Origin of the sequence: Aureispira sp. CCB-QB1, from assembly GCF_000724545.1 — a bacterium.
Taxonomy (GTDB): domain Bacteria; phylum Bacteroidota; class Bacteroidia; order Chitinophagales; family Saprospiraceae; genus Aureispira.
The window spans coordinates 1-12,401 of the sequence record NZ_JHBV01000143.1 but is presented as its reverse complement, the minus strand read 5'-3'; the positions used below and the strand labels follow the sequence as shown (position 1 = coordinate 12,401).

Annotated in this window: 13 protein-coding genes and 1 pseudogene; 8 read left to right on the top strand and 6 right to left on the bottom strand. The window is 29.9% G+C overall.

Features of this window, described 5'->3' with window-relative positions; all coding sequences use genetic code 11:
- Positions 1–134 precede the first annotated feature (134 nt).
- Together CG11_RS27690 and CG11_RS27685 are read right to left on the bottom strand one after the other, a co-directional pair.
- Complete coding sequence (locus CG11_RS27690; protein ID WP_052600161.1) at positions 135–878, bottom strand: hypothetical protein; 744 nt, start codon at positions 876–878, stop codon at positions 135–137.
- A 2-nt stretch (positions 879–880) separates the two neighbouring features.
- Entirely contained in the window at positions 881–1,540 is a 660-nt protein-coding gene (locus tag CG11_RS27685; protein ID WP_052600160.1) for a hypothetical protein, read from the bottom strand.
- 146 nt (positions 1,541–1,686) lie between these two features.
- Here CG11_RS27685 and CG11_RS27680 point away from each other — a divergent pair, with 146 nt between their 5' ends.
- The 4 genes and pseudogenes from CG11_RS27680 (at position 1,687) to CG11_RS27670 (ending at position 2,725) form a co-directional block, all read left to right on the top strand.
- Positions 1,687–1,992, top strand: a complete 306-nt coding sequence (locus CG11_RS27680) for an HNH endonuclease signature motif containing protein (RefSeq protein WP_052600159.1) — start codon at positions 1,687–1,689, stop codon at positions 1,990–1,992.
- A gap of 68 nt (positions 1,993–2,060) precedes the next feature.
- A complete protein-coding gene (locus tag CG11_RS30985) occupies positions 2,061–2,192 on the top strand; it encodes a hypothetical protein (protein ID WP_255352015.1) in 132 nt (43 codons plus the stop codon).
- A 57-nt stretch (positions 2,193–2,249) separates the two neighbouring features.
- Positions 2,250–2,478, top strand: a pseudogene (locus CG11_RS27675) (DUF2188 domain-containing protein).
- 28 nt (positions 2,479–2,506) lie between these two features.
- Positions 2,507–2,725, top strand: a complete 219-nt coding sequence (locus tag CG11_RS27670) for a hypothetical protein (protein ID WP_052600158.1) — start codon at positions 2,507–2,509, stop codon at positions 2,723–2,725.
- Positions 2,726–2,764: 39 nt separating this feature from the next.
- Here CG11_RS27670 and CG11_RS27665 read toward each other — a convergent pair whose 3' ends face one another.
- The 3 genes from CG11_RS27665 to CG11_RS31110 form a co-directional block, all read right to left on the bottom strand.
- A complete protein-coding gene (locus CG11_RS27665; protein ID WP_052600157.1) occupies positions 2,765–3,391 on the bottom strand; it encodes a recombinase family protein in 627 nt (208 codons plus the stop codon).
- Positions 3,392–3,670: 279 nt separating this feature from the next.
- Positions 3,671–4,201 carry a DNA cytosine methyltransferase gene (locus tag CG11_RS30980; RefSeq protein WP_052600156.1) on the bottom strand — a complete coding sequence of 177 codons (531 nt, stop codon included), beginning with the start codon at positions 4,199–4,201 and terminating at the stop codon, positions 3,671–3,673.
- A 48-nt stretch (positions 4,202–4,249) separates the two neighbouring features.
- Positions 4,250–4,381: a hypothetical protein gene (locus CG11_RS31110; protein WP_197044001.1), complete on the bottom strand. Its 132-nt coding sequence runs from the start codon at positions 4,379–4,381 to the stop codon at positions 4,250–4,252.
- 433 nt (positions 4,382–4,814) lie between these two features.
- Here CG11_RS31110 and CG11_RS27655 point away from each other — a divergent pair, with 433 nt between their 5' ends.
- From CG11_RS27655 to CG11_RS27640, 4 genes are all read left to right on the top strand, one after another.
- Positions 4,815–6,791 (top strand): ATP-dependent endonuclease, encoded by a 1,977-nt coding sequence (locus CG11_RS27655; protein WP_052600155.1) that lies wholly within the window; start codon positions 4,815–4,817, stop codon positions 6,789–6,791.
- Positions 6,788–8,635, top strand: a complete 1,848-nt coding sequence (locus CG11_RS27650) for a UvrD-helicase domain-containing protein (RefSeq protein WP_052600154.1) — start codon at positions 6,788–6,790, stop codon at positions 8,633–8,635. The genes CG11_RS27655 and CG11_RS27650 overlap by 4 nt, the downstream gene beginning before the upstream one ends.
- 715 nt (positions 8,636–9,350) lie before the next feature.
- Complete coding sequence (locus tag CG11_RS27645) at positions 9,351–10,442, top strand: hypothetical protein (protein ID WP_052600153.1); 1,092 nt, start codon at positions 9,351–9,353, stop codon at positions 10,440–10,442.
- Complete coding sequence (locus tag CG11_RS27640) at positions 10,421–11,419, top strand: methyltransferase (RefSeq protein WP_052600152.1); 999 nt, start codon at positions 10,421–10,423, stop codon at positions 11,417–11,419. The genes CG11_RS27645 and CG11_RS27640 overlap by 22 nt, the downstream gene beginning before the upstream one ends.
- On the opposite strand, the gene CG11_RS27635 is transcribed toward CG11_RS27640, so the two are convergent.
- The coding region (locus CG11_RS27635; protein WP_052600151.1) for a YafY family protein at positions 11,416–12,401 on the bottom strand (986 nt) is incomplete at its 5' end. The two genes, CG11_RS27640 and CG11_RS27635, sit on opposite strands and share 4 nt — an antisense overlap.

Genomic DNA, 12,401 nt, shown 5'->3' with positions numbered 1-12,401 from the left:
CAATTATACATGAAGTTTTTTTGGTAGTCCTAGAAGCTTTCAGCATTAAATTGAAAGCTTCTGGGACTATTTTTAGTATTAAAAAAAACGACCCTTTTTATTGATTCTTCTTTTATAGAAGTATAGTACAACTTTTAATTGATTGGATAGATTCCTTTTGTTTGCATCCAAGAAATTTTGTTGATAATTTCTCTTTCTGTAAATTTCTTTTTTTCTTTAGCCCAAGCGTATACTTTTTTTATTATCAATTGATTGGAGAAAATACTTTTTTCATTTTTTATTTCTTTCCAACAATAAAAAATAGTCGCAACTAGTTCTACTTCTCTAGTTTTACTTTCTACGAATAAGTTGATAATGTATTGTATTTTTTCATTTTCTTGCTGAAAATATCGAGAATAGTATTGGTTATAATTATGTACATTATCAAGTGGTGTATAATTTACTTTTTCATAGCCATTATTATTTACCTTTTCGACATTAAACCAACCTAGTTTCTTAAATTCATTACCAATTGAGTGAATGAATTTATTATCAAAAGGTCCAGCAGCCTTTTTTAAATAGTTATTTTGTAATTCCATGTTTGAAGCTTGTTCACATAGATATTGCAGTTTTTGAAACTTTACCCTTCCAAAAGTTCTATGAGAATGGCATTTATAGGTAATTTCTGCTGCGAGAACAACTCTTTTAAAGTATTTTTTTTTACTTTTTTGTCCTTCATTTTTTTGCTTTATTCTTTTAAGAATATCATAAGGATCAGCTTTACCTTCTGGAATTATATGTTTTTTATCCTGATGAATCCTTTCAAAGTTATCTAATTCCTGTTCTGTAGTTGGAAAATCCAAACCAACAGAATTGATATATTTTTTTATATGATCCATATTTAAGGGTGTTGTTGCATTGATTTAGCTAATGTGATAGCTTGTTTTACTTTATCAAAAGCCTTTTTCTTATAAGAACGGATTGTACTTTGAGTCTTTCCTCCTAAGTATGTTCGTAAACTTTCGTGTAATTTTCGGGGTAATTTAGTTCCTTTTTTTTCATATTGCTTATAAGTTAGGTAAACAACTAACTCTTCATGAGGAAGGTTTTTTAGTACACAATGTATAGCTTTATCTATAGGAGACAATACATTTTCGTTAATATTTGGTAAAGAAGTTATTATTTCTTCATTTCCTGTATAACATAACCCTTTGGATTCTCTTACTATGTTGCGGTAATAGTCAGCTAGTAAATTACTTGCTATTCTGTTCAAGTATAATTTGAAACACTTATCAATACTTTTAGCAGTACATTTTTGAGCATTAAATTTTTTAGTCTTAGCAAATTTTATAAATGTATTTTCGGCAATTGTATAAGCAACGTCTTCATCATACCCTCTGCTATTACAAATAATTACTAGCGTTTGTACAAGTTCATCACGAAACCTAAACATTAATGCTAATAGAACAGCATCTTGCTTTTTTTCATTAAGACTCTCTTCTTGAATATATTTTATTAAGGTTTGTGTATCAACCTTTTCAAACTGTTTCCAGTCACTCATATAAGGGTTGTGTATATATACATACTAAAAACCGTTGCAACGGTTTTCGTATATAATTAGTGAGGACATCAAAATTCTAATAAGAATTTGATAATAATTGAATAATACCTCAAATATAATAATTACAAAAATAAATAATAAGCAAAATGTATAATTCTACAATTTCAGGCACCAACTTTAATTATGATACAATCCAAGCTGTTTGGGAAAAAGGAGTAATTGTATCAGGATATGATAAGAATACTTATCGAAAAGACAAATGTGGAGCATGGATGCAAAGAGATCAGTATGGCAATACTAATTCAAAATATGGATGGGAGCTTGACCATATAAAGCCAAAAGAAAAAGGAGGGAGTGATCATTTATCAAACTTACAACCGCTTCAATGGGAGAACAATAGATATAAATCTGATAACTATCCTAGTTGGTCTTGTAAAGTAACGTCATCCTAATATTCAATTTTAAACGCTTAAAATTTTGAAAGAATTTTAAGCATATTTTTTAATTTAATTTCATAAAAATGAAGCAAAACAATTTAAGCCTTTGTAAAGGTGATGTTTGTGTTAAGACTGATGGTCAACTAGCAAAAGGAATAGCAGGAGCTGCTATGTTTGCTTTGATTTGTGCAGGATTAGCTAAACTTCTACGCTAAAAAATATGCTGGCGATTTTCGTCAGCATATAATTCTTAATCAATTTAATAAAAAGAAATGAAAAATAATCAGCATGTAGTCCCCCATAAAAAAGGATGGGCAGTTAAAGGTGCAGGTAATCAAAATGCTACCAAGATAACTAAAACACAAAAAGAAGCAATTAAAGTAGCACGAGGTATCGCACAAAATCAAAAATCTGAACTTGTTATTCATAATACATAATAAACAAGGACAAATACGACAAAAAAATAGTTTTGGTAACGATCCACATCCCCCAAAAGGATAGGGATATTAAATTAAATTAAATAAGAATTATGCAAAGATATTCAAATAGAAGCGGTGGCAGCGGAGTTTATAGTTACGAAACAGGTTCTAACTATATAAAAGTAAAATTTCGCACAGGAAGGAGTTATTTATACACTTACAGAAGTGCTGGTAGACGAAATATAGAAAATATGAAACAGTTAGCAGAACGAGGAAGTGGTTTAAATAGTTACATTAACACAAATGTAAAGTATAACTATGCTAGATAAAATTGGTTATTAGGGGCTTTTTTCATTAGAATTAAGAAACTAGGGTAGGTTTAAACGTTTAACTGTAGCTCTATAAAAACGCTTTCCTCTAATAGTAGTAAAGCCCTTTTTATTCAATTCATTAGCAATTTGATCAAATGACATTCTTTGAGCTCTACACTTGGAAATAATTTGAACCAATTGCTTTTTTTTAGGATTAGTAGAAGCCTTTTTTTGAAAAGCTATCCTACCCATTTTTCTAGTCTCAGGAGTGAAATTTTGAGAAGAACCAAAAATCTTGCCTTGAGCTTTTAGGACAGAGAACGCAGCTTTAGATTTGATGGCATATAACTCTTTATTCCTTTGCAAAAAGCCAATAGCAATTGAAATAGAAAGCCTATCACTCGTAGGTAAATCACAAGATTTAAATAGATCTCCTAATTGTTGTTTGGCTTTGAAGATTAAATCCACATCTAAAGAAAGTACTCTCAAATTGGCGATAACTAAACAATAGTCATGTTTTTTGCAGTAACGAATAGCCTCAAAGAATCCTGTTCTTTTTTCTCTATTGGATTCAATAAAAGTTTCTACTATTGAGGTTTGATCTTCTTTTGCAAAATATTCTACAATAGCTTTTTGAGTAGCCAATTTGAAACCTTGCTTCAAAGGATGAATATAGTAAGCCACATATCAAGGAATATTCTTGTTCTGGAGTAATGTTGTAGGAGCTATAAACGTGTCACTCTGCAAAGATTGATTTGTTTGATTAAGGTACTCTTTGAGTGCTTTAAAAATATGCTCAATAACATCTACTGTAACAGCATTTCATGTTTGCTTGTATCTTTGTGTGTCTGACATCATTCTATCCTTTCGAGGAACTAAGGTCCAATTATCAGGAAAACCTTGTAAACGTTCACACTCAATAGGCGTTGGCATTCTTACAGCTAACTCATTTTGGCCAAATCCTCATTTTTTGTGTACAATCAATAAATTTTCTCTGCGAATTCCTCCAGTCAAACAATTGGCTTTAGGTGTATCTTTAGCGATATATTTTGTGGTGTATTTATTCCTGCTTTCTTTTGCGACACCAAAGAGCTCTTTGTTTCTATTTCTTTCCTGGTAACCTTCTTCGGTTCTTGCAGAATAGAAAGTAGTTGGTGCCGTTTCAAATCCTGTTAAATAGAACTTTTTTCCTCTTCTATTTTGCCAATCTACAAAGTATTTTTCATCAACAGTATCTTCTAAAATGTGTTCTAAAAAGATTCCTTTATCCTTAGGTTGGCCAATATTGGGAATATTGGTTCGATAGTATCTATTTCTATTTTGAGCAGTTAATAGAGCAGAATTGATTTTGACGGGTTGTACGCCCAATGTTTCAGAGATAAAATCTTTGTCTTCATTTTTCATACTAGCAACATTTTCCAAGACAAAGAAAGCCGGTTTTTTGATTCTTAAAATTCTAACATACTCAAAGAATAAACCACTTCTTGCTCCCATTAGTCCTTCTCTATTTCACTTGCTAATACTTAGGTCCTGACAAGGCGATCAACCAACCAATACATCAAAATTTGGCAATTGCTCAATATTGATTTGCTTTATATCTCCATAGTTAGGAATACTAGGAAAACGATATGCTAAAACAGCACTAGAAAATTTATCCAATTCTGAATAGCCCACAATTTGAATGTTTTCTTTTCAAAGTGCTTTGATTATTCCTAGTTCAAATCCTCCTATTCCAGAAAAAGTAGAGAAGACTTTCATGTAGTTTTATTGTGATGATACAAAGATGTATTGTTTGTATCAATTAGGTGTAACAAATCAAGGGGAATTGATCTTAGTTTGTTCCGTTTTGATTAGTGGAGCAACTTAAAGTTAATTCTTCTTAAAATGTTACGGTATTTTGAGGATAAAAGTTTGCTCATTTTCTTGTTAGTTCTTTGGAAAAAAATAATCATTTTTATTTCTAAGTTTTAAATTTTTTTCATCTAGTTCTAATAGTTTCAAGTAAGGTGCTGTACAATACTTCAAAGCCTATTTATTTCTAAGAAAAGTTATAAAAATTGAATATAAATAGCTAATATGTGATATTGTTTAAATTAAAATAAACCATATGTACCTTTCGAAAATAACTATTAAAGGATTTCGTTCATTCAATGAGGAAGGAACTACAATTGCCATAAAAAATAAACTTAATGCTTTTATAGGATTAAATAGTTCAGGGAAAACAGCAGCATTAGACGCTTTGATAAAAATTTTTGGAACTGGAAATAACATTTATCGCCAAGACTTTCATATAGCCTCTAAAGAAGATGCTAATAATATAAATGAAAAATTTCTATCCATAGAAGTTAAAATAGAATTTTCGGAAGAAGAGAAAGAAGCAGTTCCACACTTTTTTAATCATATGGTAATTGATGGTCCAAATGGAGAACCCTACCTTAGAATAAGACTAGAGAGCCATTGGTTAAAAAGTAATGTTTCTCAAGAAGGTGAAATTGACACTAATGTCTATTTTATAATAGCTCCAGAAGGAGGAGAAGAAACAGATGACTCTAAACGAACTTTTGATCGGAGATACAGATCTTTAATTCAAATATTATATGTTCCTGCTATTAGAAAACCTAGCGAACAAATGAAGTATGTTTCAGGATCTATCTTATATAGAGTACTTAACTTAATAAAGTTTAGTGACACTTTTAAATCTGAATTTGAAAATAAAATAGAAGGTATTAATGGATTGTTTCAAGGGTTAAATGAGTTTTCAAAAATTCAAAATGCACTAATAAAATTTTGGTCTAAGTTCCATAAAGATGAACGCTATCAAGATGCAAAATTAGGTTTTGGAAGTAGTGATTTAGATTCAATTCTCAAGAAAATGGAAGTTTCCTTTAGCCCCACAGGAACACATAGAGAATTTCTAGTAACAGATTTAGGGGAAGGGTATCGTTCTTTGTTTTATTTAACACTTGTGTGTACCCTCTTAGAAGTCGAAGAAGATTTAACTAACGAAGATATTGATACCATACAACCTTTATTGACTATATTAGCTATAGAAGAGCCTGAAAATCATATTGCTCCTCAATTATTAGGTCGTGTAATTTCAATACTTAAATCTATTTCTGAACAAAAAAAGTCACAAGTTTTTTTGTCTTCGCACACACCTGCAATAATAAAAAGAATTAACCCTGAATCTATTTTTCATTTTAGAGTAAATGAGAATTATGCGACAGAAGTAAACTCCATCATTCTTCCAGATAAAAAAGATGAAGCTTATAAGTATATAAAAGAAGCTATAAGAAATTACCCTGAAATATATTTTGCAAAACTAGCGGTAATAGGAGAAGGAGATAGTGAAGACGTTCTATTTAATAGGTTAATGGAGGTATATGATGTAGATTTTGATGACAATATTATATCATTCATTCCCTTAGGGCATCGTTTTGTAAACCATATTTGGAAGCTCTTAGAAAGATTACATATTCCCTATATTACTTTGCTAGATTTAGATGTAGGGCGTAATGGAGGTGGTTGGGGACGATTAAAATATGCATATAAACAATTATTAGAAAAAGGAGTTCCCTCAAAAGAGCTATTAAAAATAATGACGGGAAAAATAATAACTTTAGATAGTCTAGAAACAATGCATACATGGACTTATATTGATAATAAATTAGAAGGGGGAATATTAAATTGGCTTCCTCTTTTGGAAAAATATAATATTTTTTATTCATTCCCCTTAGATCTTGATTTTTTGATGTTAGAGCATTATTCTAAGTTTTATAAAGAAGCCATACCTAAGGGAGGTGGTCCACAAATTCCTGATAAAGAAACCGAGCCTGATAAATTCCTTGCAAAGGTAAATGGAGGAGTGCAAGCAACTTTGAAATCTGAAAAAGCCAAAGGCTTAACTTATAGTACAGAACAAAAAGAACTGATGATTTGGTATAATTATCATTTTTTAGGAAGAGGTAAACCTTCTACACATATTACAGCACTATCATTAATAGATGATGAGACATTGAAAAAAAATATACCTCCTGTTTTTGTAAAAATATTCAATCGTATTGATAAACTTCTAGGTAGATGAGATATAAGAAAGTAAAAGATTGGATTCCTGCCGACAACCTAAGTCTAGAACCCAATGCGTTAACAGCTACTAAGTCTAGTTTTAATACTTTAATTGTTGCAGGTCCTGGAGCAGGGAAAACAGAATTATTAGCACAAAGAGCTTGTTTTTTGTTAGAAACAAATACTTGCCGTTATCCACATAAAATTCTAGCGATTAGCTTTAAAAGAGACGCAGCTTATAATCTAAAAGATAGAGTATTAAAGCGCTGTGGAAAGACTCTTGCAAGACGTTTTGAGTCATTAACATTTGATGCTTTTGCAAAAATTATTTTAGATAGATTCTATTTAGGTCTTTCCGATGATTATAAAATAAGTGCAGGTTATGACATTTTAGTACAAGAAAAAATAATATTGGATAAATACAAAGCTAATAATCTTGCCTATTATAATCAACATACTAGAAAACAAATATTGGATTTCCATCACTCCACTCTACCACTAAAAAAAGATACAACTGAAGAAAAATTAAGATGGAATATCTGGCAAGATTTGTTGACTGCTAATACTCCCAAAGTCAGCTTTAGGATGATTATGTTGTTAGCTCAATATATTATTCATAGTAATCCTAAAGTGAAAACATATCTTCAAATGACTTATAGTCACGTTTTTTTAGATGAGTTTCAGGATACAACATTTTTACAGTATAATTTTTTTAATACTTGCTTTGCTAGTAGTAAGACTATATTCACAGCAGTAGGAGATGATAAGCAAAGAATTATGATATGGGCAGGAGCTTTCCCTAAAATATTTACGGAATATATAAAATGCTATAACGCTAAAAAACTCCCCCTTTTTATGAATTTTAGATCAGCTCCTAGATTAGTTGCTCTTCAAAATTATCTTATTTCTGAATTATTAAATAAACAGGACATTACCCAAGCTTCTGATAAATGGGACGATAATCAAGGAGAGTCTACTGTTTTTATCTATGATACCCCTCAAAAAGAGACAGAGCACTTATTTAAAAAAGTCCATAAATTGATAAATGAAGATAATTTAAATCCAAGAGATATATGTATTCTTGTAAAGCAGCAATTATCAACATATGCAGGAAGTCTTATTGACTACTTTAATGCTAATGGACTTAATGCACGAGACGAAAATCAATTGCAAGATTTACTAACAGAGGAAGTTATTTTATTTATTATCAATGTAATTCTTATTGTTTCAAAAGAAAAGGTTGTTGATGGAAAAATTGAAGCTTTAAAATTTTTAGCAACGCTGAATAATTCATTTGATGATAGTCAACTGTTAGCATTAGAGCACGAGTTTAATCAATTAATTGGGGATTTAAGAAAAAAAATAAAACAGTCTAAAGACAACATTGATATAGTGAAGGTAGTGAAGGCTATTCTTGATTTTGCCTCTATTAGTCGAATTAGAGCAAATTACACACAGTATAAAGACATAAAATTTCTTGAATTTATTTTGAAGCAATTAGTAGGAGAGTTAAGGAAAAACTATAACGAGTCGAAAAATTTGGGTGTAGCTGCCGATATTTTGTTGGGAAAAAATTCTATCCCAGTCATGACTATCCATAAAAGTAAGGGGTTAGAATATCATACTGTAATTTTTGTTGGTTTAGAAGATGGTGCTTTTTGGAGTTTTGAAAAGCAGCCTGATGAAGATAAATGTTCTTTTTTTGTAGCCCTATCAAGAGCAAAAGAAAGAATTATTTTTACGTTTAGTAAGCAACGATATGATAAGTGGGGAACTTTAAAATCTCAAAGTATAGATAAGATTATGATTTTTTTTAAAACACTTCAAGACTCTAAACTAGTAGATTTTTACACTATAGATTAACAAAATCTTTAGAATCTTACTATCAAGCATCAAAAATATTTTACAAAATGAGGGTATTTGGGTAAGGATACAAAAGATTTTTTTCCTAAAATAAATAACAAATTAGCAACCCCCTCATTACTATTTTGTAACGTACCTATTAGCTTTAAAATATTCCCGTTTTTGAATATAAAACCCTACCGATTTTCCTGTTAGTTCTTTGCAAAAGAAACGGTCATTTATTTTTAGCTTTTTATTCTAAAAAAAGAAAATCATTTTACTTAATTATGGATAGTATTAGTTTTTTAAAGTAAACTCTACCGTTTTTTCTTAACAAGAGTGTGCAATCAATACATCAAGAATAAGGTAAATCTTAACACAAAATTTCAGTTTATTATTTTTTTTAAATATTAAAAAGCTCTAAATTATTGTAACACATTTAAAAATAACCCCGTATAACTAAAATAAAAACACACCACATGATTACACTTCTAAAAAAGATCCTTTCTTAAAATTTTGCATCCAGTAAAATTCCATTTTCCTTATTATAAAACATCTATTTTTTCAAGGGCTATTACTTTATACTAGTCTAACACTATTGTAATTAATCTCTTCTTTACAGGTCTATCAAAACCACAAAACAAGATTGTTTTGAATGGATCTTGCCTTCTTATGTATGAAACATTACATATTTAGATAGAAGAACTATTGCCTGAACCAAGTCAAACTATAGCATATGTATATTAATAATAATCCCCATACTTTATGGGGAACAGGAGATATTATGTCTCGTATCAACAATGGACAAACTAAGCTATTTTTAGGAACAACTCAAAACAAAGGTTTTATTAAGAATATATATCACTGTGGTATCAAGAATATCTTTATGGATGAAAAAGTAAAAGAAGTATACTTTTTATCAACTTCTTTGTGGTGGGGACATAGCAGTTTAAATCCTAATTTTATGCTTACAGAAGGACTTCACTGGATAGACGAACTCTGCTGTAATGCTAATAAAGTGAATATTATAGTTAATACGAACTTAGAAAAATTACATATAAAGTCTCATAAAGATTCTTGGAAGTCAAGTTCAAAATTAGATTCTTTAGGAAACTTATTATGTGAAATATTAAATAAACCTAATGAATATGAAATTAAATATAGTCCTCTCATAAAACCTTCTGATTACATAATGTATATTATTTTTGAAGATAGTAGAGGAAGGGAGAGAGCTTGCAAAATTAGTTTCCATAATCCTGTGAACACTAAACAGTGTGGAGCGTTAACATTTACTGGAGGTGTGGATATTAGTCGAATAGCAAAAGAAGATGTTTACAGCGAATTTTCTCCTGTTTGGGAAATAGCAAGACCATTAAAAGATGTACTAAATGAGCTTCCTGAAAAGGTAGATCGTAAGCGGTATTATATTCAGCTTGTAAATGAATACCAACCTAAAATAGATATATTAAAAGCAGTATTCGTAAATTATAAAAAGAAAAAGTGGCTAGAAAAACTAGAATCAGGTGTCAATGACTTTTTAGAAGAAAAGCATGATTCTTCAGTAAGTAATTTTTATTCCATATTCGATGCTTTTTCTCAATTTTTTTTGGATGAAAGAGGGAATTTTAAAATAATACGAAAAGCGTTAGATAAACTTAATATACCTTTAACTAAGATTAATTATATTACAGGTACTCTAAGACATGTCCGAAACAAAAATAGTCATGGACAAGCTGTTAACCAGCATTACAATAAAGAAAAGGCATTTAGAACCATGATCGAAACCTTAGAAATAACAATTTATAAATGGAGCCAATCAGTTGCATAGAATATAGTTTGATAAGTCGTTTCTTCAAAGAGAGAAACGACTTATTTACACTCTTATTCCAAGACGAATATTCAATACCTTCAGAAATATTAGACAGGCAAACAATTGTAGAATTACAAGAAGCAAATCTAATTTATTTAGATGAATCTACTAATAACTTAAAGGCATTAGTGAAGATTAATCATACAAATGGTATTTTCCTTTGTACAGATTTTATTACGCAAACTAATAATCGAGTTTTTCCATTTGTAGATGAAGGAAATATTTTTATTGAATATTTTTCAAATGTACGTAAACACCTAAAAAGTAGAGTTAAAATAAGTGCATGGGATATGTGTACTGGTTCTGGGCATCCATTAATCTTAATGGAACAAGAACTAAAAAAAATTTCTACTAATGTTAATGTTATTGGAACCGATATTAATGAGAGAGCTATTGATTATTGTCGTACAAATATTGCATTAAATAATTCAAGAACAGAAGTCTTACTTAGTCATTTTGATGTTAATATTAACAATTCTGTATCGTTTGATTATATATGGTCAAATCCTCCTTTTGCATTATCTCCTCAGCAAGATTCTTTACATACCTATGGCGGACGTTATGGATTAGAAAGAACGATAGATGTTATTAGAATAATCAATAAACGTTTAGACAAAAATGGAATGGCTCAAGTTCTAACCTATAGTATAGGAAATAATAAAACAGATCTTTTGGTGAGTCGGTTCTTAGAACAAGAATTATCTAACTTTAGATATGAGATAAATATTCTGAGTGGTGAAAAAATTTGGCGATTTGATGGAAAAAAAAGATGTATTAATCCTATGCCGATAGAATACATGGCATTAAGATCAACGGATCAACTGTACAATCTAAATCAGGTTCCTAAAGAAAGTTGGCTAGCACTAAGTACAGAGATTAAGCAAAAAGGATACTCCCATCTATATTTTGTTCTTATTGACATATTACCTCTCTAACTACTTTTATACAAAGCTATTGCTACTTCTAATCTTTTTTTTATTTTGTCTCTAATTATGAGAGGACTAACAATTTTAACTTTTTCACCAAATGATAAAAGATGTGTTTCTAACTCATAATTAGGATATACTTGGATTGTTATAATAGAATTTCCATTGCTTAATATCTCTTTTGTTTTTTGGGTTGGATGAATAGGTTTCGTTGTTATGTAAGGAGTTAAATTTTTATCAATCTCTAAAATGATAGTTTCTAATTTAGGATTCCTCCCTTTTGTTACACCTATCATATCATAAAAATAATCATCTTCCCAATCTATATCATAATCTTCATACTTGAGATCAATTTCTTCGATACTATAAATCCTATCAAGTGCTAAGTTCCAATTTCTAATTTTATTTTTTTCATTCATCCCAAAGGAGAACCACCTATTATTATATTGTTTAAGAATATAAGGATGGAAAATAATCTCGTAAGGAGATTCACTCACAAAATCTTTGTATGCTATTTTTAATACTCTAGAGTTCTTAATAGCATTAAAGATTTGCTCGATAAACTCTGTACCAGAATAATCTATATTTGACTCAAACAATATAATTTCTTTCTTATTATCTGAAATACTCAGTTTATCACTCAGCATTGGAATTACCTCATTTAACCATTCAAACTGAGGCAATCCCCTAAATCTAGCCAATACAAATATTGCATCTTTGATGCTTTCTGATTCTTGAAATGTTAAAGGACTTTGATGTATTGAATACTCTTTATCTTCATAACGATAAAACTTTTTTCTTCCATCAGGATACCTTTTTATGGGAGCACTAAATCCAGCTTCACTTTCCATAAACCTCATATCCTTGAACAACTGTGTTCGATTGACACCACTATTTTCACCATTATGTTCTATCAATACTTTATTAACAGCGTCTAATAAGTCTTGCCAGTAGTATTTCCTACCAAAATTTCTAAAACATTTATCCAAAG